Source organism: Comamonas serinivorans (assembly GCF_002158865.1).
GTDB classification, from domain to species: domain Bacteria; phylum Pseudomonadota; class Gammaproteobacteria; order Burkholderiales; family Burkholderiaceae_C; genus Comamonas_E; species Comamonas_E serinivorans.
The window spans coordinates 1087802-1109933 of record NZ_CP021455.1; the positions used below are offsets into that span (position 1 = coordinate 1087802).

At 69.4% G+C, this 22132-nt stretch carries 20 protein-coding genes; 10 read left to right on the forward strand and 10 right to left on the reverse strand.

All coding sequences use genetic code 11. From position 1 onward, the window contains the following. Positions 1-57 precede the first annotated feature (57 nt). Together CCO03_RS04555 and CCO03_RS04560 are read right to left on the reverse strand one after the other, a co-directional pair. Positions 58-765 carry a DUF4336 domain-containing protein gene (locus tag CCO03_RS04555; RefSeq protein WP_087277808.1) on the reverse strand — a complete coding sequence of 236 codons (708 nt, stop codon included), beginning with the start codon at positions 763-765 and terminating at the stop codon, positions 58-60. A 224-nt stretch (positions 766-989) separates the two neighbouring features. Then, positions 990-2714 carry an acyl-CoA dehydrogenase family protein gene (locus CCO03_RS04560; RefSeq protein WP_087284173.1) on the reverse strand — a complete coding sequence of 575 codons (1725 nt, stop codon included), beginning with the start codon at positions 2712-2714 and terminating at the stop codon, positions 990-992. Between the two features lie 316 nt (positions 2715-3030). Here CCO03_RS04560 and CCO03_RS04565 point away from each other — a divergent pair, with 316 nt between their 5' ends. Further along, the gene (locus CCO03_RS04565; RefSeq protein WP_236904028.1) at positions 3031-3477 is read left to right on the forward strand and encodes a PACE efflux transporter; all 447 of its coding nucleotides are present in this window, start codon (positions 3031-3033) and stop codon (positions 3475-3477) included. Between the two features lie 270 nt (positions 3478-3747). Further along, positions 3748-4605, forward strand: a complete 858-nt coding sequence (locus CCO03_RS04570; RefSeq protein ID WP_087277815.1) for an acid phosphatase — start codon at positions 3748-3750, stop codon at positions 4603-4605. Positions 4606-4705: 100 nt separating this feature from the next. On the opposite strand, the gene thiL is transcribed toward CCO03_RS04570, so the two are convergent. From thiL to CCO03_RS04585, 3 genes are all read right to left on the reverse strand, one after another. Further along, complete coding sequence (gene thiL, locus CCO03_RS04575; protein ID WP_087277818.1) at positions 4706-5797, reverse strand: thiamine-phosphate kinase; 1092 nt, start codon at positions 5795-5797, stop codon at positions 4706-4708. A gap of 410 nt (positions 5798-6207) precedes the next feature. Then, on the reverse strand, positions 6208-6717 hold the full coding sequence (locus tag CCO03_RS04580) for a DUF2059 domain-containing protein (protein ID WP_157667497.1): 510 nt from the start codon (positions 6715-6717) through the stop codon (positions 6208-6210). Between the two features lie 90 nt (positions 6718-6807). After that, entirely contained in the window at positions 6808-7395 is a 588-nt protein-coding gene (locus CCO03_RS04585) for a chalcone isomerase family protein (protein WP_157667498.1), read from the reverse strand. A gap of 132 nt (positions 7396-7527) precedes the next feature. Between CCO03_RS04585 and CCO03_RS04590 the strand changes: the two genes are divergently transcribed. Genes CCO03_RS04590 through CCO03_RS04600 form a run of 3 tightly spaced genes read left to right on the forward strand, consistent with a single transcriptional unit; the run spans position 7528 to position 10793 of the window. Next, positions 7528-9570 (forward strand): ATP-dependent helicase, encoded by a 2043-nt coding sequence (locus tag CCO03_RS04590; protein WP_087277827.1) that lies wholly within the window; start codon positions 7528-7530, stop codon positions 9568-9570. Positions 9571-9627: 57 nt separating this feature from the next. Beyond that, entirely contained in the window at positions 9628-10128 is a 501-nt protein-coding gene (locus CCO03_RS04595; protein ID WP_087277830.1) for a GIY-YIG nuclease family protein, read from the forward strand. Between the two features lie 17 nt (positions 10129-10145). Then, positions 10146-10793 (forward strand): hypothetical protein, encoded by a 648-nt coding sequence (locus CCO03_RS04600; RefSeq protein ID WP_087277833.1) that lies wholly within the window; start codon positions 10146-10148, stop codon positions 10791-10793. A 69-nt stretch (positions 10794-10862) separates the two neighbouring features. Here CCO03_RS04600 and CCO03_RS04605 read toward each other — a convergent pair whose 3' ends face one another. Both CCO03_RS04605 and CCO03_RS04610 read right to left on the reverse strand, forming a co-directional pair. Beyond that, entirely contained in the window at positions 10863-11939 is a 1077-nt protein-coding gene (locus CCO03_RS04605; protein WP_087277836.1) for a M48 family metalloprotease, read from the reverse strand. Positions 11940-12155: 216 nt separating this feature from the next. Beyond that, complete coding sequence (locus CCO03_RS04610; protein WP_087277841.1) at positions 12156-12743, reverse strand: LemA family protein; 588 nt, start codon at positions 12741-12743, stop codon at positions 12156-12158. Between the two features lie 351 nt (positions 12744-13094). Here CCO03_RS04610 and CCO03_RS04615 point away from each other — a divergent pair, with 351 nt between their 5' ends. Continuing rightward, positions 13095-13409 carry a DUF2322 family protein gene (locus tag CCO03_RS04615; RefSeq protein WP_087277844.1) on the forward strand — a complete coding sequence of 105 codons (315 nt, stop codon included), beginning with the start codon at positions 13095-13097 and terminating at the stop codon, positions 13407-13409. 241 nt (positions 13410-13650) lie between these two features. Here CCO03_RS04615 and CCO03_RS04620 read toward each other — a convergent pair whose 3' ends face one another. After that, the gene (locus CCO03_RS04620; protein ID WP_087277848.1) at positions 13651-15636 is read right to left on the reverse strand and encodes an MFS transporter; all 1986 of its coding nucleotides are present in this window, start codon (positions 15634-15636) and stop codon (positions 13651-13653) included. Positions 15637-15934: 298 nt separating this feature from the next. Next, entirely contained in the window at positions 15935-16696 is a 762-nt protein-coding gene (locus tag CCO03_RS04625; protein ID WP_087277851.1) for a hypothetical protein, read from the reverse strand. 238 nt (positions 16697-16934) lie between these two features. Between CCO03_RS04625 and CCO03_RS04630 the strand changes: the two genes are divergently transcribed. The 4 genes from CCO03_RS04630 to CCO03_RS04645 all read left to right on the forward strand — a co-directional run bounded on the left by CCO03_RS04630 (position 16935) and on the right by CCO03_RS04645 (position 20470). After that, the gene (locus CCO03_RS04630; protein ID WP_087277854.1) at positions 16935-17666 is read left to right on the forward strand and encodes a helix-turn-helix domain-containing protein; all 732 of its coding nucleotides are present in this window, start codon (positions 16935-16937) and stop codon (positions 17664-17666) included. Between the two features lie 630 nt (positions 17667-18296). Continuing rightward, a complete protein-coding gene (locus tag CCO03_RS04635; RefSeq protein WP_087277857.1) occupies positions 18297-19025 on the forward strand; it encodes an SDR family oxidoreductase in 729 nt (242 codons plus the stop codon). Between the two features lie 301 nt (positions 19026-19326). After that, on the forward strand, positions 19327-19929 hold the full coding sequence (locus CCO03_RS04640) for a 2-hydroxychromene-2-carboxylate isomerase (RefSeq protein ID WP_087277861.1): 603 nt from the start codon (positions 19327-19329) through the stop codon (positions 19927-19929). 127 nt (positions 19930-20056) lie between these two features. Next, positions 20057-20470, forward strand: coding sequence for a RidA family protein (locus CCO03_RS04645; protein WP_087277864.1), 414 nt, complete (start codon positions 20057-20059; stop codon positions 20468-20470). 492 nt (positions 20471-20962) lie between these two features. Here CCO03_RS04645 and CCO03_RS04650 read toward each other — a convergent pair whose 3' ends face one another. After that, complete coding sequence (locus CCO03_RS04650) at positions 20963-22024, reverse strand: glycosyltransferase family 2 protein (RefSeq protein ID WP_087277867.1); 1062 nt, start codon at positions 22022-22024, stop codon at positions 20963-20965. Positions 22025-22132: the final 108 nt, after the last annotated feature.

The window sequence follows — 22132 nt, forward strand, 5'->3', positions numbered from 1 at the left end:
GGTCGTCACCGCGCGCCAGGCTTGCGGCCACGGGGCCGTGCAGCAGGGCATGGCGGGTCAGTCCCAGACCGAGAACGCTTGCGCCAGCGCGGCGCGAGGCGTGTGGGTGATGACGCTGTTGTGCAGCAACACGATGCGCTGCAGGGGCCAGGCCAGCACGGCCTGGGCGCTGGCGCGCGCGGCCGCCTTGTCGCGGGTCATGAGGCGGGCGCTGCGCGGCACGGTGAGGTGGTCGCGCCCGCCCATCAGGCCCAGGTACAGGCGCACGGGCGCCGCCAGCGGCCCCGTCCAGCACTGGCAGATGTCGCTGATGAACAGTGTGCCGCTGGGGTGGTGAAACCACTCCGCTTCGTCGAAGGCCGGCAGGCCGGCCATCACCTGGTGCGACACGGCCGGGCCCCAGGGCGCCGCTGCCGCGTCGGGCCAGTCCTGCAGTGTGGTCAGGTCGGGCCGCTTGGCGCGCAGGCTGGGCGGGCCGTACACCGCGGCCTGCGGATAGTGCTGCAGCAGGTCGCCGATGAACAGGTGGTGCACGGCGTTGGGCGCGACGATGACGCGCAGCGGGCCGAAGCGGTCCAGTTGCTGGCGCTGGTGCCCCGTCAGCGGCACGGCCGAGTGCGCGAGCAGGCTGCCGTCGGCCAGGCGCATCACGCTCATGCGGGTGGTGACGGGCATGCCCAGGTTGCGGAAGTGGTGCGTCAGGCTCCACACGCCCTCGGCGATGGGCTCCCAGTGGGCGTGTTCTGAAGGGGTGTGTTGGGGCATGGCGGAGGACCGATTGCGGGCGCTGGATCAATATAGCCGGGCCCGGTGGGCGTCAGCGAAAGCAGGTCATCGGCTGATGAACTGTGGGGTGGTATGGATCGGTTGCCGATGAACGGGAAACGACCAGGTCTTCATACTGCATCGATGGACACATGGAGGCAGCCCGGAACCGGATTTTTTGCGCCGGCCCTGCGCGGGCTGCACGGCGTGGGGGCAGCATCCGGTCAGGCCTCGATCAGGGCGCGCGTCAACACGGCTTGCTGGGCCGCCGCATCGACCCGGTCGTTGGCCCATTGGCCGAACACGCTGCCGCTGTGCGGGGTGCACAGGCGTGTGGCGATGAAGGCGTCGGCCACGGCTGCGGGGCTGTGGCGGCGCAGCAAACCGGCCTGCGCCAGCAGCACGAGCTGGGTGGTGACCCAGCGGGCTTCGCGCTCGCCGGCTTGCGGGTCGTCGGCCAGGGCGCGCCAGTGGCGCTCGACGCGGCCGGCCACCTCGAGCAAGGCGGCATCGCCCGCGGCGGCATCCTGCAGGTCCTGCAGCAGCAGGAAGGCGGCTTCGGGGTCGCGGCCCACGGCGCGCAGCACGTCCAGGCACATGACGTTGCCCGAGCCTTCCCAGATCGAGTTGACCGGCGCTTCGCGGAACAGGCGCGCGACGATGCCGGTGTCGACGTAGCCGTTGCCGCCCAGCACCTCCATGCATTCGCCGGTGAAGGCCACGCTGCGCTTGCACAGCCAGAACTTCGCCGCCGGCGTCAGCACGCGCTGCCAGGACCGGGCCAGCGGGTCGCTGCCGACGTGCTCGTAAGCCTGCGCCAGGTGCATGGCCAGCACGGTGGCGGCCTCGCTCTCCAGCGCCAGGTCGGTCAGCACGCTGCGCATCAGGGGCTGCTCGATCAGGGTCTTGCCAAACGCCTGGCGACGCCGCGCGAAGTAGAGCGCCTGCACCAGCGCCTGGCGCATGATGGCGGTGGCGCCCAGCACGCAGTTCAGGCGCGTGTGGGTGGCCATCTCGATGATGGTCGGGATGCCGCGGCCCGGCTCGCCCAGCAGCAGGCCCCACGCCCCGTCGAAGCGCACCTCGGCGCTGGCATTGCTCTGGTTGCCGACCTTGTCCTTCAGGCGCTCGATGTGCACGGCATTGCGCGTGCCGTCAAAGCGCCAGCGCGGCACGAAGAAGCAGGCCCAGCCACCGGCTTCGTGCGTGCGCGCGACGACCAGGTGGGCATCGCACATGGGGGCCGAGTAGAACCACTTGTGCCCGGTGAGGGCGTAGGGCTGGCCCCGGCCTTCGGCGCCCAGCGGGGTGGCCAGCGTGGTGTTGGCGCGCACGTCCGAGCCGCCTTGCTTTTCGGTCATGCCCATGCCGATCCAGATCGAGCGCTTGTGGGCGATGGGCGCGTCCTGCGGGTCGTAGACCGGGCTCATCAGCTTGGGCTGCAGGCTCTGCCACAGCTCGGGCTCGTGCTGCAGCACCGGGATGGCCGCCGTGGTCATGGTGGCCGGGCACAGCGTGCCCTGTTCGATCTGGCCATGCAGCATGAAGCCCGCGGCCCAGGCCGACCAGCGCCCCGGGCGGCTGCCGTCGAAGGGCAGGCCGATGAGGCCTTGCGCCCGGTACTGCGCCATGAGCGCGTGCCAGGCGGGGTGGAACTCCACCCGGTCGATGGCGCGGCCTCGGGCATCAAAGCGCTGCAGCTCGGGCGTGTGGCGGTTGGCCAGCTCGGCCAGCGCCCAGATCTCGGGCTGGCCCAGGCCTTCGCCCTGGGTGTGCAGCTGTGCCTGGGCCCAGTCGGCGTCCTGGCGCTGGACGGCCTCGCGCAAGGCGGCATCGCCCGCGAAGGGGTTGAGCCGGGTGGCTTCGTCCACCACGTTGGCAAAGGGGTCGTTGGCGTTCGCAGCCGGCAGGTCGGCCTGCGGGGGCGAGGCGATGGGGGTGGGTGTCATGGCGGCGCGGTCGTGGGGCATGCAGGTGGCAGCGGCCTTGGGCGTGCTGCTGCCTTGTGCAGCCATTGTTGGCCCAACGCAGCCGCGCCGCAAAAGGACTGACCCCAAGGTGGGCTTTCGCATGGCCCGCTTGCCAGCGGCGCGGGCCGCGTTCCAGGCGGGGTGTCGGGGTGCATCGACATGCTGAACTTCCGCCGCCGTCGCTGCGCCAGCGAGGCAGGCGGCAGGCGGCAGGCGGCAGGCGGTGTACAGTCCGGCCATTTTTTGACGCGCCAGGCCCGGCTCGCGGGCGGCGCGGTGTGCGATGGATGTGAACGTGTCTTCTCAGGCCCTGGTGGCCGATTTGCAGGGCCCCTGGCGGCGGGTGTTGTTCGTGGCGGTGTACGAGGCCCTGGCGATTGCCGTGACGACGCTGGGCCTGGATGCGGCCACCGGCCAGGGGGCGGCGCATGCGGGTGCCATGGCGGTGACCACGTCGGCCATCGCGATCGCTTGGAACCTGCTGTTCAACGGGCTGTTTGAGCGCTGGGAGGCGCGGCAGACGGTCAAGGGGCGGTCGCTGGCGCGCCGTGTGGCCCACGCCATCGGGTTCGAGGGCGGCCTGGTGCTGGTCTTCGTGCCGCTGTTCGCCTGGTGGTTCCAGGTCGGCTGGGCCAAGGCGGCGGCCATGCAGGCCGGTCTGCTGGTGTTCTTCATGGCCTACACCTTTGTCTACAACTGGTGCTTCGACCGCCTGTTTGGCTTGCCCGCTTCGGCGCGTTGAGAAAGAGCATCGCCAAGCAGTATGACCTTGTTCTCGTTGTTCAATGATCGAGCATCGATGGATACTGCATGTACTGGCCCGATGATGGTTCAGTCGCGTTGACTGAACCGACTGCTGCACCGTTGACCAGGGGCAGCACCGGCGGCGACCCGCCGCTGCTGGTGAGTCCGGCGGCCGCCTCAGGGCAAACCACGGTGCGTGCCGGGGGCTGCAGGCGGCCTGTGCGCCGTATGCTGGCCGGTGCTTGCAACCGCACCTTCGGAGACCCCCATGCGCTCAGCTGTTCAGACCCTCACCTGGCTCGCGACCTGCGGCCTGCTCGGTGCCTGTGCCACCTCGCCGCTGCGCACGCCGCCGCCCACCACACTGGCCGAGGTGGGCGAGATCCGCGCCGGATCGGGCTACGCCAACGGCTACCTGCCGCGCGGCCAGGCCCCCGACAGCCTGGCGCTGTTGCCGCCACCGCCCGCCCCGGGTTCGGCCGAGCAGGCCGCCGATGAGGCGGCCTACCAGGCGTTGAAGGCCTGGCGCCAGGGCCCGCGTGGCGCGCTGGCCGTGCACGACGCCAACCTCAAGTTCCCGGCGGCCGCGTCGGTCTTCTCGTGTGCGCTGGGCGTGCAGATCACCGAGCAGACCACGCCGCACCTGCACATGCTGCTGCGCCGCACCCTGGTGGACGCGGGCGGTGCCACCTACAAGGCCAAGGACCATTACAACCGGGTGCGCCCGTTCGTGGCCTTCAACGAGCCGAGCTGCACGCCGGCCGAGGAGCCGCAGCTGCGCAAGGACGGCTCGTACCCCTCGGGCCATTCGGCCCTGGGCTGGGCCTGGGCGCTGGTGCTGACCGAGCTGGCGCCCGAGCGGGCAGATGCCTTGCTGCAGCGCGGGCGCGCCTTCGCGCAAAGCCGCGGCATCTGTGGCGTGCACTGGAAGAGCGACATCGAAGCGGGTCGCCTGGTGGGCGCCGCGGCCGTGGCCCGGGTGCACAGCAACCCCGTGTTTCAGGCCCAGCTGGCGGCCGCCCAAGGCGAGATCGCGCGGGCCCGTGCGGCGGGGCAGGTGCCCTCGGCCCAGGCGTGTGCCGATGAGGCGGCAGCGGTGTCGTCGTCTGCCGCGCTGGCACCGTGAGCCGTTGATGGTGCCCAGGTGCAGTATGCGGTGCTTACCGTTTCAGAGAAAACGGAGTTGGCACCATACCCCTGTAGGTTAACGTTCTGACGGCCAAGACTCACGCGAAGTGGTCAAAGCCCGCAAAGCCGTGCGTCAGCACCTGGCCCTGGGCGTCGCGCACGCGCAGACCGACCTCGGCGGTGATGCGGCCGATGCGCGTCAGCGGCAGGCCCAGGCGGTGCGAGAGGGTCTGCAGCACGCCGGCCTGTGCGGGGGCGGCGGTGAAGACCAGCTCGTAATCGTCTCCCCCGGCCAGCACGCCCTGGTGGGCCTGCTCGGCCGTGACCAGCCCCTGCGCCAGCAGCACGCCCCAGGTGGCCGACGGCTGCAGCACCGCGTCCGCGTGCACCTCGGCCCCCACGCCGCTGGCGGCCAGGATGTGGCCGAGGTCGGCCAGCAGCCCGTCGCTGACGTCGGCCGCGCTGTGCGCCAGGCCTTGGGCCATGGGTGGCCGTGACGGGCTGGGGACGGCTGGGTCGACGTCGGCATCGGCGCCCGAGCTGGCGCGGGACGCCGGCAGCGTTCCGCTCAGCGCCAGGCCCAGCGCCAGGCGTGGCGTCGGGCGGTCCATGCGCGCACAGGCCAGGTCGGCCAGGGCCTGGTGGCCAGGCGGCAGGCGCAGCTCATCGCGGCGCAAGGCCAGGCCAAGTCGGGCATCGCCGGGGCTGCCGCTGACCCAGATGTCATCGCCCACGCGCGCGCCGTCGCGCCGCAGCGCCTGGTGCGCGGGCACCTCGCCCAGCGCCGTGATGGCGATGGTCAGCGGGCCCGCCGTCGTGTCGCCGCCCACCAGCGGGCAGGCGCTGGCATCCGCCAGGGCCAGCATGCCGCGCGAGAACGCCTGCAGCCAGTCCGCCTCGACGCGGGGCAGGGCCAGCGCGAGCGTGAACCCCAGTGGCCGCGCGCCCATGGCGGCCAGGTCGCTGAGGTTGACGGCCAGGCATTTGTGGCCCAGCGCTTCGGGCTCGGCGTCTGCGAAGAAATGCCGGCCGGCGACCAGCATGTCGCTGGTCACGGCCAGCTGCAGACCAGGTCGGGGCGCCAGCAGCGCGCAGTCGTCGCCAATGCCCAGGGTGACCTGGGCGTGGCCGGCCAGGCGCGCGGCGGCCGGCTGGCGGAAAAATCGGTCGATGAGGTCGAATTCACCCATGGGGGGCGATTGTGCGTTGCGCTGGGCGCCTCTCCGCCGGTGAGCGCCGCGACCCACGAGGTCAAGGGCTTGGGCCCAGGCCGCGCAGGTCGTGCAGGCGGGCCCGGCGCGCCACGCCTCGGCCGCTGCTTCGGTTGCTGCCAGGTGGCCCGCAGAGAACACGGCGAGCTTGGGTGCGGTGATCGCGGCGGTGCGGTGCCGTGGGCTCCCGCACAGCGATGGTGGCCACGCTGCTGACGATCGGCGGCGATCGATGGGCCTGGGGCACAAGCCAGGCCTCTTGCGAGACCATGCTGGGGGGACGCGTCGGGTGACGCTGCGAAGGATGACCGGCGGGCTCATGCTGCAGCCGCGGGTTGCTGGTGCAGGGCCTGTGGCGATCCTGCGGTCAGGCGGTCAGGCGGCCGGGCTCAATCGGCAGGCGGTTTGGCCTGGCGGGCTTCGTCCAGCGTGTCCTGCACCAGGGCGTTCAGCTTGGGCATGATCGAGCGCATCTGCACCTGCATGAAGGCCATGGACTTGGCCATCACCGTGGGCATCTTCTGCACCATGGCCTGGCCGGCGGGCGAGGCGTAGAAGGCGATGAGGCCATCGATCTCGGCCTGGTCGAAGCTCTCCTGGTAGATGCGCACGTAATGGGGCTTGACCTTGTCCCAGGCCATTTCCTCGCGCAGCAGCGCCGCGAGCTTGGCGGGCATGCGGTCCATCACCGCTTGCTGCTCGGCCGTCAGCGCTTGGCCCTGGCTGGCGTCCTGCATGCTGGTGCGCAGCACCTGGTCGGTGATGCCGCCCAAGTCGTTGAGCAGGCGTTCGGCGCCCGTGAGCGCCAGCAGCTGTTCGATCGATGCCGAGCTGGGCGGCGCGGCCTGCGCGATGCCCGCGCAGCAAGCCAGCGCCAGGCTGACGATCCAGGTTTTCATGGCGGTCTCCCTCCGGTGCGGTGAATGACTTGACATCCTATGTCATTCATGCGGCCTGTCATTCGGCCGCCGGATGCCCCTGGTGCCGCATCAGTTGGCCAGCGCGGGCTGGTTGTTCAGGCCCAGCAGCCGGTCCTTGAGCCGGTGATCGGCGGGCGCCTGGCCGATCCAGATGCTGAGGAAGGGCTCGATGAATTCGGCGTCGCTGATCTGGCCGATGAGCTTGCCGTCGAGGTAGAAGTCGGCGCCCTTGCCGGGCACCCAGTCCAGCCCGAACTGTGTGCCGGTCGCGATGCGCGAATCGGCCGAGAAAATCTCGATGATCTTGCTGGTGTAGCGCGCCAGGCGGTAGGCCTGCTCGGGGTCGGTGTTGTCGCGCATGCCCACCACCATGGCGCGGCCAATGTCCCCGGCGTCGATGTCGCGCAGGGCCACCAGGCGCACGCGGAACGGCCCCTTTTGCGCCAGGATGGCCTCGCGCGAGGTGGCCTTCTGCGGCACGTACAGTGCCAGGTCGTAGACTTTCACCACCGTCCGGTAGCGCGTGCCCGCACCGTTGAGCACCAGGGTCTTGCCGGCCAGCGTGGTCGTCGGGGCAAACTTGGTTTGCTGGGCCACCGCGGGGGTGCACAGCAGGGCCGCGACGAGGGCGGCAGGCATCATCCAATTCGAGCGCATGGTTTCGGTGGGTCTCTTGACGTGCGACACGGCAGTGTCTGCAGGTCGCGTGCGTTCTGTCCATGCAATAGTTCGCGTTTCGGCGTCATTGCAAGCGTTTGTGTTTCATTCCATGTCTTTGTTCTCTCTGCCATGCCGCCATCCATGAACCCTGCCCAGCAGGAAGCCGTCAACCACCTGCACGGGCCTTGCCTGGTGCTGGCCGGGGCGGGGTCGGGCAAAACCCGGGTCATCACGCACAAGATCGCGCGGCTGATCGAGGCCGGCTTGCGCCCCGGGGCGGTGCTGGCCATCACCTTCACCAACAAGGCGGCGGCCGAAATGCGCGAGCGTGCCCGGGGGCTGATCGGCCGGGCGGCCAACGAGGTCATCATCTGCACCTTCCACGCCCTGGGCGTGCGGCTGCTGCGCGAGGACGGCCAGGCGCTGGGCCTGTCGCCGCGGTATTCCATCCTCGACGCCAACGACGTCACCAGCATCCTGAAGGACTGCGGCGGCACCACCGATGCGGGCATCGCGCGCGGCTGGCAGTGGACCATCAGCGGCTGGAAGAACGCGGGCCTGAACGCGGCCCAGGCCCTGGCGCAGGCGCAGACCGAGAGCGATCGCGTGACGGCGATCATCATGCAGCGCTACGAAGAGCGCCTCACGGCCTGGCAGAGCGTGGACTTCGACGACCTCATCAGCCTGCCGCTCAGGCTGCTGCGCGACCACGCCGAGGTGCGCGAGAAGTGGCAACGCAAGATCGGTCACCTGTTGGTGGACGAGTACCAGGACACCAACGCCGTGCAGTACGAGCTGCTGAAGCTGCTGCTCAACGCGCGCGCGCCCCTGACGGCCGTGGGCGACGACGACCAGAGCATCTACGGCTGGCGTGGCGCCACGCTTGAAAACCTCAAGCGGCTGCCGCAGGACTTTCCGGCGTTGCAGGTCATCAAGCTGGAGCAGAACTACCGCTCCACCTCGGCCATCCTGCGGGCGGCCAACAACGTCATCGCGCCCAATCCCAAGCTCTACCCCAAGACGCTGTTTTCCGAGCTGGGCGAGGGCGAGCCCGTGCGCGTGGCCGATTGCGACGGCGAAAACCACGAGGCCGAGCGCGTGCTCGCGCGCATCCTGAGCCTGCGCGAAACCAGCCCGCACAAGGAATGGCGCGACTTCGCCATCCTGTACCGCGCCAACCACCAGGCGCGCGTGTTCGAGACGGCGCTGCGCAAGGCCAACATCCCCTACAAGGTCTCGGGCGGCACCAGCTTCTTCGACCGCGCCGAAATCCGCGACCTCATCGCCTGGCTGCGCCTGTGGTGCAACCCCGACGACGACCCCGCTTTCATGCGCGCCATCACCACGCCCAAGCGCGGCATCGGCAACCAGACCATGGCGCAGCTGGTGCAATTCGCCTCGCAGGCCAAACTCAGCCTGTTCGAGGCGCTGTTCGCCCACAGCCTGGGCACGGCCTTGCCGGGACGGGCCGTGGCGGGCCTGCATGAATTCGGCCGGCTGATGAACGACCTGCAGTTCCGCGCCCGGCATGCCGAGGGGGCTGAGGCGGGCCGCGCCTTCCTCAACGACTGGCTGGAGAGCATCGGCTATGAGGAACACCTCAAGCAGCACGAGGAAACCCAGCAGGCCGCCGCTGCGCGCTGGGCCAACGTGCAGGACTTCTGCGACTGGATCGTGGGCCGCTGCGGCGGCGAGATCGAGGACGGCACCAACGTGATGAGCGAGCGCCGCAGCGTGCTCGAGGTGGCGCAGACCATCGCCCTCATCACCTCGCTGAAGGAGAAGGAGCAGGACGCCAACCAGATCACGCTGTCCACCCTGCATGCCAGCAAGGGGCTCGAGTGGCCGCACGTGATGCTGGTGGGCGTGGTCGAAGGCCTGCTGCCGTTCCAGAGCGATGCCGAGGGCGCCCCCCCCATGACCGCCCAGCGCGTGGAGGAGGAGCGTCGGCTGATGTACGTGGGCATCACGCGCGCGCAGCGCAGCCTGCAGGTGAGCTGGAGCCGTCAGCGCAAGAAAGGGCGCAGCCACGTGCCGGCCTTGCCCAGCCGCTTCATCGGCGAGATGGCGCTGAACCACGCCACCACCCGCGAAGACCCGCGCGAAAAGCTCAAGGCCTTGCGTGCGGAGTTCGCCAAGCGCGCCGCCAGCGCGCCGCGCGGCAATGCCTGATCAAGGGTATGACTGTGCTTCCGTTGTTTCTACATCGGCAATGAGGCGATACTGCGCATGATGCATCCCGACGCCACGACCCACACCAATCCCGCTTCGTCGGATGCTCGGGCCACCTTGCGCCTGCACGGCCTGGTGCCTTGCGGGGCCTGGGCGCCCGGCCGCTACGCCAGCGTGAGCCATTTGCGCGACCAATGCGCGTTTGGCCTCGCCTACGAGGTGCAGGCCGATTGGCGCACGCGGCCGCATGTGGTGTACGCCTTCGTCGCCGGCGAGGCGGTGCTCTATGTCGGCGAAACCTCGGCCGGCATGGCGGCGCGCTTTGCCGGTTACCGCTACGGCAACCCCCTGGTCAGCGACACGGACAACCGTGTCAAGCTCGCCCTCACGCGCACCCTGCAGGCGGGCGGCAGCGTGGCCATCTGGGCCACGCAACCGCAGGCCAGCCTCAGCCTGCCGGACGGCACGGTGTTGACCGTGCCCGCCAGCAAGCCGCTGGAGGAGGTCCTGATCGCGCGGATTCGGCCCGAGCTGAATGTGAAAATGCTCGCTGTCTGATTTGCTGGATCGCCCCCATGCCTCAACCCCACGACACCGCCACGTCCCTGTCTTCGCCCGTCACGTTCACGCGCCTGGTGCGGGCGCGCCTGTGGCGCTGGGCCGGTTTGATGGGGGTGCTGGGGCTCACGGCCTGCGCCTCGGACGATTTCATGCGGCAGTACCAGGACATCGGCCGCACGACCTTGCCCGCGCTGCCCACGCCGCGGGCCACGGCCGAACCAGGCACCTGCCGGGACGTGACGCGCATGACCGCCCGCGACCTCTACGGCGAGTGGCGGCTCAGCCTGCTCAAGCCCAACGTGGGCGGCCACATGCGGCTGTCGCAGCACCCCGAGTTCTCGGAAAGCCTGCGCGGCCACATCGCCTACGGCGACGTGCAGGCCATTGCCTCGGGCGACGTCACGGCCGGCCAGTTCGACCTCGACGAGTCTGCGGACGGCAAGCGCATGACCGCCACCTGGTCCGGCAAACTGACGCCCGCCGCCTGTGGCAACGAAATCCGCGGCACCTGGACCGACCTGGAGCGCGACCAGAGCAGCGCTTTCGTGCTTCGGCGCGTGGGCGGCGCAGCGGCTGCGGCCGACGCCGCCAGCACGCCCGTGCGCGACGAACTGCCCGATGGCGTGCAGGTGTTGCCGGTGCCCGAACCGTCGCTGAACTGAGGCCTCAGCCGGGGCTGCGCGTGGCGCGGCTCCGGGCCGCGTCGGGCAAACAAACGCGTGGGATGCGGATCAGGCGGCGTGGCCCGTGGCCAGGCTGCTCCGCGTCCTGACCTCGCCCGTTCGCTCGTCGATGGGCAGCAAGGGCAGGCGATCGCGGTGGTCGCCATACAGGCGCGCCACGCGTTCGTCCAGGCTGGGGTGGCTGGCCAGGCGTTCGCGCCAGCCACTGGCATTCTGTTCCCACTCGACCAGCAGCAGGTGGGCCATGGGCGCCCACAGCACGTCGCCCAGCGGCAGGCGGTTGGCGCGGCTGACGCTGTGCGTGACCTGCTGCGTCATCACCTTGCGCAGCACGCCGCCCAGGCCGTCCACGTCGCGCGTCCACTGCACAGCGTGCGCGTCGGCCAGAAACTCGCGCTCGCGCGAGGCTGCGGCCTGCAGCAGGCGCGCGCCCAGCCAGCCCACGAAGCCCAGCGCCATGAACAGCCAGCCGATGGCGATCAGCTTGGGCAGCGGCAGGTCTTCGCGGCTGGTGTCGCTCATCCACTGGCCGTAGGTGTGCACCATGGCCAGGCCGCCCACCATGCCCATGAGCTGCAGGTTGAAGGCGGTGTCGCCCTCGCGCAGGTGGCTGCACTCGTGCGCCACCAGGCCTTGCAGCTCGCGGCGCGACAGGTGGGTGAGCGCGCCCTGCGTGACCACGATCAGCCAGTCCTTGGGCGTGAGCCCCAGCGCGAAGGCGTTGATCTCGTCGGCGCGGGGCAGCAGCATGACGCGCGGGCGGCGCATCTGGGCCGACAGCGCCATTTCGCTGACGATGTTGGCCAGCCGCTGCTCGGCAAAGCTGTGGGCCGTGCGCAGCTCGCGCGCACCCAGCCGCTGCGCCAGGCGCTCGCTGCCCTGGCGGATGACGCCGGCTTCCAGCCACCAGCCGCCCAGCGTCAGGAACAGCGCAATGCCCACGAAGGGCCAGGCCACCTTGGCGGGCAGGTGAAACGGCTGGCCGCTGACCAGGCTGATGACCCAGGCGCCACCCGCCAGCACGCCCAGCGGCGCCAGCACCGTGGCGGCGCTGACCAGGGCGAACGCCAGCATCAGCCGGCGCGAGCGTCGGCGGGCGGTGGCCTGGTGATCGAAGAAGCGCATGGCGGCATCAGCAGGTTGTGATGGGGGTATGGGCGAGTTGTCGATTTTGTGTCATCGGAAATATGGCCATACCCTGTAAAAAATGGGGTGAAGGCGTGCCTGGCCGCCGTCACCGGTGCAGGGCCTGGGTGTGTGCCGGGTCCGGCGGAGTCAACGCGTCACCGGCCAGGCGGCCCTGCAGCGTGTGGACCCGCGCTGCGCAACGGCGCCGCGCCCTCAAAACTGCACCTTGACGGGCTGCCGCTCGGCCTCGCTTTGCGTGGCCTGCAGCGCGCTGGCGGGCGTGAAGCCGGCCAGGCGCGCGACGAGCACCGTGGGCACGACCTGGCTGGCCGTGTTGAAGTCCAGCACGGCATCGTTGAACGCCTGGCGCGCAAAGCCGATGCGGTTTTCCGTGCTCGTCAGCTCTTCGCTGAGCTCGCGCATGGTCTGGTCCGCTTTCAGGTCGGGGTAGGCCTCGGACACCACCATCAGGCGCCCCAGGGCGCCCCCCAGCAGGCCATCGGCGGCGGCCAGGCCGGCCATGGCCTGGGCGTTGCCGGGTTCGCGCCGGGCCACCGCGGCGGCCGACTGCGCCTGGCCGCGGGCCGCGATGACGGCCTGCAGCGTGTCGTGCTCGTGGCTCAGGTACTTCTTCGCCACCTCGACCAGGTTGGGCACCAGGTCGTGGCGGCGCTTGAGCTGCACGTCGATCTGGGCGAACGCATTGGCGATGCGGTTGCGCAGCTCGACCAAGCGGTTGTAGGCCATGACGGCCCAGACGATCACGCAAGCCAGCACGGCCGCTGCAATCCACCATCCCATGTCGCACCTCCTCGATGTCGCCGCACCGTGCGGCGGTTGTGTGTCGGCCTGATGAGTCAGGGTTAGACATAACATGACGCATATTATGTCCAGCGAGCCACGCCTGGACAAGCGATTTTCGGGGCAGCCGTCGCGGCAGCGCAGAGCGATCTGTGCGTCACCGCGCGCTCCGTTCATGGCGTCTGGGCATCGATGCAGCCGTTTCGCGTTACACGGGTGGTGTCGCGGGCTGTGTGCGCTGCATCGCGGTGCGGCCGCATAGACGCCGTTGGCGGGGTCTGCAGCCGCTCGGGTTGACCGGAGCCGCCGCCAGGGCCGGTTAGGATGCTGCGCTTTGCACGGACCCGAACCATGAGCTTTGCCGACAACCTGCGTGACCTGCCCGCCATCGACCACCTGGCCGCCCTCGAGCTGCTGGACGAGGCGGGCCAGGTGGTGGCCTCGATCCCGAACCAGCCCGGCAAGGCGGGTTCGCTCAAGCTGTATGCGGCCCTGGCCGCCCGCCACGGCGCCATCAACCTGGCCGCCGCCGAAGAAGGCCTGGCCTTGTTCGCCGAACACACCGAGGATGCGCGCCAGCACCCGGGCAGCCACCCCAACATCGACCGCCTGTTCGAGGTCATCGCCACGGGCAAGCCCCTGTCGGTGCGCCTGTTGCCGGCTTGAGGGGAGCCTCCTCGCGGTGTTTTGATTCAAGGGGGTATGCGCCCATTTCCGTTTAAAGAAAAACGCAAGTGGATGCATACCCCATGCATTGCGTGCGGATAAAGGGTGGCGCCATGCCGTCATGGCCAGCCATCCCGTCCCGGTGCCTCGGCCCCGCGCATGGGCTCAGGCACTTGGCCAGACGCCGACCCTACGGGCCGCCCGCCAACCGCAGACCCCCCATCGAGGTGGGTGCCGCCGGTCACTCGGGTGAGGGCGTCGGATCAGGGTGCCGCCTGCAGCCGTCAGTCGCCGGCTGCAACAGGTCTTGCACGCGTGCGCGCATGGTCTCCAGCGTCTGCGCTTCGGGGGGCATGGCCTCGCCCACGCTCAGGCCCACCGGGCTGAAGGTCCCACGCCGGAATGGCTTGGTCATGGCGCCCGTGGGTTCGATGCGCGAGAAGTAGCTGCCCCAGAGGTTGGTCAGCGCCATGGGCACCACGGGCACGCTCAGGCCGTCGGCGCGCGCCTGCTCCAGGATCTTCAGCACCCCGCTCTTGAACGCACCCAGCTCGCCGTCGCGCGTGATGGCGCCTTCGGGGAAGATGGCCAGCAGCTCGCCTTCGCGCAGCACCTGGGCGGCTTCGACGAAGGCGCGCTCGTAGGCCGCGGGGTCGTCGCGTGCGGGGGCGATGGGGATGGCCTTGGCGAGCTTGAACAGCCAGCCCAGCACGGGCACCTTGAAGATCTGGTGGTCCATGATGAAGCGGATGGGCCGCGGGCTGGCCGCCATCAGCAGCACGGCGTCGATGAAGCTGACGTGGTTGGCGATGAGCACGGCCGGACCGTCGGCCGGGATGTGGTCACGCCCGGTGATGCGGAAGCGGTACACCAGCTTGGTGAGCACCCAGGCGTGAAAGCGCAGCCAGTACTCGGGCACCAGGAAGAAGATGTAGGCCGCCACCAGCGCATTGGCGATGCCGGTGAACAGGAAGATCTGCGGGATGGAGAAGCCGGCCTGCAGCAGCGCGCCCGCGATCACGGCCGAGGCGATCATGAACAGCGCGTTGAGGATGTTGTTGGCCGCGATGATGCGCGCGCGGTGCGAGGGCCGGGCGCGCAGCTGGATGAGCGCGTACATGGGCACGCTGAACAGGCCGGTGAACATCGACATCAGGCCCAGGTCGGCCATCACGCGCCAGTGCGCGCCCTGTTGCAGAAAGCCGCCCACGTCGAACAGGCCACTGGCGGGCGGCGCGGGCAGGCTGCGCGTGGCGAAGAACAGGTCGATGGCGAACACCGTCATGCCGATGGCGCCCACGGGCACCAGCCCGATCTCGACCTGGTGGCCCGACAGCTTTTCGCACAGCAGCGCCCCCACGCCGATGCCGACCGAGAACACGGCCAGCAGCAGCGAGGCGACGTGGGCGTCGCAGTGCAGCACTTCTTTGGCAAAGGCCGGAAACTGGCTGAGGAACACAGCGCCGAAGAACCACATCCACGAGATGCCCAGCAGCGAGCGGAACACGGCCAGCTGCTCGTGCGCCAGGCGCAGGTTGCGCCAGGTTTCGGTCACAGGGTTCCAGTTCACCTGCAAGCCGGGGTCGGTGGCCGGCGACACAGGGATGAACTGCGCCGCAAGCCGCCCCAGCAGGGCCAGCACCACGCACGAGATGCCCACCCATTCGGGCCCCACCTGCGGCACCACCACCAGCACCCCGCCCACCAGCTGGCCCAGCAAGATGGCGACGAAGGTGCCCATTTCGACCATGCCGTTGCCGCCCGTCAGTTCGCGCTCGGACAGGTGCTGCGGCAGGTAGGCGAACTTCACCGGGCCGAACAGGGTGGAGTGCAGGCCCATGAGGAAGGTGCACAGCAGCAGCACCGGCACGTTGGCGCTGAAGAAGCCCCAGGCCGCCAGGGCCATGATGGCCACCTCCAGCCATTTGACGAAGCGGATCAGCGCGCGCTTTTCCAGCTTGTCGGCCAGCTGGCCGCTGGTGGCCGAGAACACCAGATAGGGCAGGATGAACAGCGCGCCGATCACCAGGCCCGCCATGTCGGCCGGCAGCCAGCTCACCTGCAGCATGTAGGTCACCATCACGGTGAACGCGAACTTGAAGAGGTTGTCGTTCGCGGCGCCGGCAAACTGGGTCCAAAAAAACGGCGCAAAGCGGCGCTGGCCCAGCAAGGCGAACTGCCCGGAGGGCGCTTGGCCGGCCTGGGCCTGGCGGGTCGATTCGGTCATGGGGGCTTGGGTCCTGTGACGGCCTGGGGAAATGCGAGTGTGCGGCGCAGATTGTGAAGCCATGGCCGGCCGCACGGCCAGCGCCTGGACAGGCGGCGACGCCGCCAGGCTTGGTCGGATGCGTCGTCGTCCCCATCGACGCGGCGAACAGCTACGGTGAGTGGAGAGGACCAAGAGGGCAGGCCTGGGGCATTCGCCTGAGGACAGGGCGGCCACGCCGCCTCGCAGCGTCGCCCGAGGTGCCGGACGCGCGGCGGCCGGTGGACTCGGTGGGCGGCAGCGCGAACGCGACCCGGCATCAGCGCCGCCGCATGGCCCAGCCGATGGGCACCACCGCCAGCGCCGCCACCGCGTGCTTGAGGCTGTGGCCGGCCACCCAGCCCTGGGTCAGCTCGAACACGGCGTGGTCGCCCAGCTCCAGCACCTTGGCGGCGATGTAGGCCAGCACCACCCAAAGCCAGCGCACCCCCAGGCCGTCCGGCCGGTTGGGACTCAGGCCCAGACCCACCAGCAGCGCCAAGCCGGCGCCTTGCACCAGCGCCCAGGGCGTCATGTTGCCCACCTGCCAAGCCCACAGGGCCGCGCTGGCCGAGGCCAGCAGCAGCGGCAGCGGCAGCGCGCGACCCAGGCGGGGGCTCACGCGGTCGGCCACAGCCAGGCCGATCACGCCGGCAAAGGCCAGCGACATGCCGAGCCGGTCCACGGCCAGGCCCGCATCGCCGGGCGCCCAGTGGTAGACGCTGGAGCCCGCGGCCGTGGCGATCAGGCCCAGCACCACCCATCGCACGAGCACCATGCAAGTATGGTCGGCCATTCGATCATGGATGAAGGTAGATGAACCGATACCCGATGAAAAGATGGCGGCTCGCCGCCACAGCCACAGCGCCGCCAGGACGAACGGTGCGTTGCTGAGCACGTCCAGGGCGTGCGGCAGTGCGCCCCAGGCGCGCTGGTCGGCGAAGTCGTGGTAGCCGGCGGGCAAGGGTGCGGCGGGCAGGCCGGCGGCCAGCACCACGGCGGCCAGCAAGGCCAGCAGCACGAGCCACTCGGCGCGGCGCAAGGGACCGAGGGCAGGGTGGGCGGGTTGGACGACGCCGGCCACGCCGGTAGACGGGGACGGGCGAGCGGCGGGCGGGCGAGCGTGTGGCATTAGGCGCGACAAGGGGTGGACGCAGAAGTGGCCTGCACTGTGCGCAAGGCGCCGCCAACCGTCGCGTACATTGCGCCTCGGTGGCGCGGCTTCACGCTCAGGGTATCGTCGCACGCGCCCGAACCATCGACACGGAGGGAGGATTTCGATGAGCACCACGCAGGACCTGGTCACCGCACTCAAACACGAACTGAAGGCCGCGCAGATGACCTATGCGGACCTGGCCAAGGAGCTCGGCATGGCCGAGTCCAGCGTCAAACGCATGCTGGCCAAAGGCGACATGCCGCTGACCCGCATCGACGCCATCTGCCGTGCGCTCAAGCTCGACTTTGCCGACCTGGCGCGCCGCGTGGCCGACGCCCAGCCCCTGCTCAGCCAGCTCACGCAGGCCCAGGAGGTGGCCGTGGTGGCGGACAAAAAGCTGCTGCTGTGCGCCATCTGCGTGCTGAGCCACTGGACGCTGGAGCAGATCTGCGAGGCCTACCGCATCGACGAGCCCGAGTGCATCCGCCACCTGGTGATGCTCGACCGCATCGGCATCATCGAGCTGCGGCCGCTGAACCGCTACCGCCTGAAGCTGGCCAAGACCTTCCGCTGGCGGCCCAACGGCCCGGTGATGGATTTCTTCCGCGAGAACGTGCTGCTGGATTACTACGGCGGCAGCTTCGACCGCGACGACGAGGTGCTGCAGCTGGTGCACGGCACCATCGGCCACAGCATGGGGCCGGTGTTCGTCGAACGCATCCAGCGCATTGCGCAGGACTTTGCCAAGCAGCACCTGGCCGATCAGAAGCTGCCTGACGACATGCGCGAGGGCTACACCCTGCTGCTGTCCATGCGGCGCTGGGAATTCGCGGCCTTCACCGCCTTGCGGCGCTGATCGGGGCGCGGCCCTGGACCCGGGTGTGGACCATCCCGCCGGCGGGGGAAGTCGGGCGCCGGGCTGACGACCTGCGGGTGCCGCACATCCCGGCAAGGGTGTGAGGTCGCTGCACGGGCCTAGGGTGGAGATGTCGTGCAGTATGGGGCGGTCTCCGGTGCAAAGAAAACGACAGTTGGCGAATACGGGGCGAGTGCCGATGAAGCAATCGTGACGGTGGTGGCCCGCAGCTGAGCTGCATTGCAGTCTTGTGGGTCTTGCCCAGTCGCCCCAGACCAGCGCGGCCGCCAGCGGCCTCGCAGGGCGCTGGCCAGGCCTGCGCGCGGCGTTGAGCATGACGCACCGAGCCGCCAGCGTGTGGTCGCTGGGGTGTGCCAGAACTGCATTGCAGTCTCATACACAACCTCCAGCCACCGCAAACCGGGTGCGGCCACCTAGACTGGCGCGAGCGGTCAACGGCATGGTGGGCCCCAGGCCACGTTGAGGTGATACCGGGCCGGCACGAGGGGCTGCATGGCAGTCCCATGAATCGACCCCCAGCACCTGAGCGTGGGCCAGCCCATCGCCAGACCCAGGTTGCCCGGGCTGCATGCCGGGCGCCCCTCTTTCACCTGTTCCAGCGGAGTTTCCATGAACCCACAGAAAGCTGTGCTCGTCATCGGTGCGGGCGATGCCACGGGAGGCGCGATTGCCCGCCGCTTTGCGCGCGAGGGCTACATCGCCTGCGTCACGCGCCGCAGCGCCGACAAGCTGCAGCCCCTGGTCGAGCAGATTCGCGCCGACGGCGGCCAGGCGCATGGCTTTGGCAGCGATGCCCGCCAGGAAGAGGCCATGGCCTCGTTGGTGGCGCACATCGAGCGTGACATCGCCCCCATCGAGGTGGCGGTGTTCAACATCGGCGCCAACGTGCGCTTTCCCATCACCGAGACCACCGCGCGCGTCTACTTCAAGGTGTGGGAGATGGCCTGTTTCGCCGGCTTTCTGATGGGACGCGAGGCGGCCAAGGTGATGGTGCCGCGGGGCCGCGGCACCATTCTGTTCACCGGGGCCACGGCCAGCCTGCGGGGGCGCGACGGGTTCGCGGCCTTTGCCGGCGCCAAGCACGGCTTGCGGGCGCTGGCACAGAGCATGGCGCGCGAGCTGTGGCCGAAGGGCATCCACGTCGCCCACCCCATCATCGACGGCGCCATCGACACCGACTTCATCCAGAGCAATTTCCCCGAACGCTATGCGACCAAGGCGCAGGACGGCATCGTCAACCCCGAGCGCATCGCCGAGCTGTACTGGCAGATCCACCAGCAGCCGCGCGACGCCTGGACGCACGAAACCGAGCTGCGGCCCTGGATGGAGCCGTGGTGAGGCCGCGTGAGCCTGGGTGACGCGCCGATGTGCGCGGGCCGGCGATGATGGCGAACACGGTGGCGTGGCGATCCGCCCATGAGCCTGGACCAGCCCGGCTACGCGGGCGATGGCCGCGACCGCGTGGCTGTCACCCAGCTGGGCGCGCCGTCTTGGCCGTGGGTGAGGTGGCGTGGTCCACAGGCGCCATCGGCGCGACACCCGTTGTGATGCAAAGATGAATTAAACGCAGTATGCATGGCTTGCCGTTTGAAGATGAACGGCAATGGCTGCATACTGCACACTGAATGCAGGAGACACCATGAGCAAGACCGCGGATTTTCTGTTTGACTTCGGCAGCCCCAATGCCTACCTGAGCCACAAGGTGATCCCGCAGATCGAGGCGCGCACGGGCGCGCGGTTCACCTACGTGCCCATTTTGCTGGGCGGCTTGTTCAAGGCGGCCAACAACCGCTCGCCCATGGAGGCCTTCGCCGACATCCCGAACAAGCTCGCCTACGAGCGCGTGGAGCGCGAGCGCTTCGTCAAGCGGCATGCGCTCACCGCCTTCCGCCACAACCCGCACTTTCCGGTCAACACGCTGCAGATCATGCGTGGCGCGGTGGCGGCGCAGCAGCTCGGCTGCTTCGAGCGCTACGTCGACGTGGTCTACGCCAGCATGTGGGAGCGCGGCGCCAACATGGCCGACGCTGCCGTCATCGCGGCCGAACTCACGGCGGGCGGGCTGGACGCGGCGGCCATCCAGGCCGCCTCGCAGGCGCCCGAGGTCAAGGCCGGGCTGCTGGCCAACACGCAGCAGGCCTTCGAGCGCGGGGCCTTCGGCTCGCCCACCTTCTTCGTCGGCCCGGAGATCTACTTTGGCAAGGACAAGCTGCGCGAGGTCGAAGAGGCGCTGGCGGCTTGACGCCGAGCCTTGTTCACGGCCAACGCCGCGGCGTTGGGGCATGGCGCGGCCTGCTGAGGCAGCTCAGCGCCTGCAGCCCCATCACCACGTGCGTGCGACATTCCATGAACCCCAAGGAGACACGGACATGAGCGACATCCATTACCAGGCCGTGCTGCCCGAGGGCTGGCAGCGCCCGCGCGGTTTTTCGCATGGCGTGGTGGCCCAGGGCAGCAAGCTGCTGCGCATCGCGGGGCAGATCGGCAGCAAGCCGGACGCGCACGGCGTGGAAGCGGGGCTGGATTTCGGCCAGCAGTGGGAGCGCGCGCTGGGGAATGTGGTGGCCGTGGTGCGCGCCGCTGGCGGCAGCGCGAGCCACCTGGTGGCGCTGCGCGTCTACGTCACCCGCATGGACGACTTTCGCGAGCACGGCGCCGCGATCGGCGCGGCCTGGTCCACGCACCTGGGCAAGCACTTTCCGGCCATGACGCTGGTGCAGGTGGCGGGCTTGCTCGATGCCCACGCCACGGTGGAGATCGAAGCCGAGGCCGTGCTGGCCTGAACGCTCGCCACGACCGGCGAGGCGCCGACGTGGCGGTTCGTCGCCATCGCGGGAAGCCCCATGCGCAGCACCAGGTGCCTGGCTGGGCTTGCAGCACTCGGCACCACCGGGTCATTGGCGTCAACGCCAGAGGTGACCGCCACCAGCTGCCTGTGGTTCAGGCCCTGGCCGTTCACCAGGCCCATACCGGCTTTGCCGGGGCGGTCTGGGCGATGGTGGATGCTGCGGTGGAGCGCCAGCCGGGAAGCGGAACATCACCTTGTCCCGACTGCTTCGGCGCAGAGCCATGACGACACAGCTGACGTGCGGGGCGGTGATGCGTGACGCGTGACGATGGCCTGTTGGATCAACAGGCAGCCGAACTGCAAATCACCACGGCCACCTCCGCCGCTGAGCAACGGAAGTGTTCGTCATGCGGTGAGCGCGTCTGCGTCTGAGATGTCCACGACCTCCCATGCAATCCGGGGCCGTCGGCCTGGCCCGGGCGACGTGTCAGACAGGGGTGCCTGGCGGCCGCTCGCCCTGGCCGTGTGCAGCCTGGGTTGGCGGGATGTGCTGGGCATCGGCGGGGGAGTTTGCGCCAGTTTCCGATGATGTTTCGGGTTCATTGACGTAATACTGCTGGCCGCCACCCGACTCGTAGTAAATGCGTGTGAGCAGCTCGCCAATCAGGCCGGCGGCGACGAAGGTGATGCCCATCAGCACCAGCATCACGCCGACGATGAGCAGCGGGCGCCCGCCGATGTCGTGACCGAACAGCTTGAGGAGGAACAGCCAGGCCAGGATGAGGAAACCCGGCGTGGCCAGCCACAGGCCCACGCCCCCGAAGGCGTGCAGCGGGCGCTGGCGGTAGCGCATCAGGAAGACCATGAGGATCAGGTCCAGGATGACGCGGAAGGTGCGGTCGATGCCGTACTTGGACACGCCGCGTGTGCGGGCGTGGTGGCGCACGGGCACCTCGGTGATGCGGGCGCCGGCATCGCGCGCCAGCGATGGGATGAAGCGGTGCAGTTCGCCATAAAGGTGGATGCGGTCGATGATGTGCCGCCGGTAGGCCTTGAGCGCGCAGCCATAGTCGTGCAGCTGCACGCCGGTGGCCTGGGAGATCAGGCGGTTGGCGATTTTGGACGGCAGCTTGCGCGAGAGCGCCGCGTCCTGCCGGTCCTTGCGCCAGCCCGAGACCATGTCCACGTCGGGATCGGTCTCGAGCCGGTTCAGCAGCAGCGGGATGTCGTCGGGCTCGTTCTGCAGGTCGGCATCCAGCGTGACCACGTAGCGGCCGCGCACGCGGTCGAAGCCCGCCTGCAGGCCGCTGGACTGGCCGTAGTTGCGGGCCAGCAGCACGGGGCGCAGCCAGGGCCGCGTGCGGGCCAGCTCGAGCAGCAGCTTGCCGCTGCCGTCGCGGGAGCCGTCGTCCACGGCAATCAGCTCGAACGACAGCGGCTGGCTGCGCATGGCGGCCTCGATGCGCGTGACCAGGTCGGGCAGGTTGTCCACCTCGTTGTAGATGGGGACGACGATGGAGACCTCAGGGGGTGTGGAAATGGGCTGCATGGCGGGTGGATGAGGCGGGCGATGACGCATGGGCACGCTGGCGAACCGGCGTCCGGTGTCCTGGCGACAGGCCTGGCGCTGCGGGGCAGGTGGATAATCACCGCAAAC